This window comes from Methylobacterium sp. J-078, from assembly GCF_022829285.1.
Lineage (GTDB): Bacteria > Pseudomonadota > Alphaproteobacteria > Rhizobiales > Beijerinckiaceae > Methylobacterium.
The window spans coordinates 1-301 of the sequence record NZ_JAKSYI010000135.1; the positions used below are offsets into that span (position 1 = coordinate 1).

The following is a 301-nucleotide window of genomic DNA, read 5'->3' on the forward strand; positions in this document are numbered from 1 at the left end:
CGCGCAACAGAGGGGACGTAGGCCGTGCGGACCGTAGCCAGTGTCTGGGCCACGGTCGGCCTGGGCCTCGCTGCCGCAGCGGGCAAGCGGCGGTGCCGCGCCCGCCGATCCCGAGGTCGCGCAATGCCGGGGTCGGGTCGGAGAGGAGGCGCGCGCGGAAAGCGGGATCGACCCAGGCACGCGCCACCGCGCGAGCGGCGTTGTGTGGGCCGACCTGGGTCTCGTAGGTCTCGATCAGCGCATCGAGGGCCGCCGGGTCGACGTAGCCCTGCGCCACGAGGACGGATTCGAGGGCGCGCAC

General features: G+C 74.4%; 1 pseudogene. It reads right to left on the reverse strand.

What is annotated here, in order from left to right:
* Nucleotides 1-94: 94 nt before the first annotated feature.
* A pseudogene (locus tag MKK58_RS24095) lies at nt 95-301 on the reverse strand (nitrile hydratase subunit alpha); the annotation flags it as partial.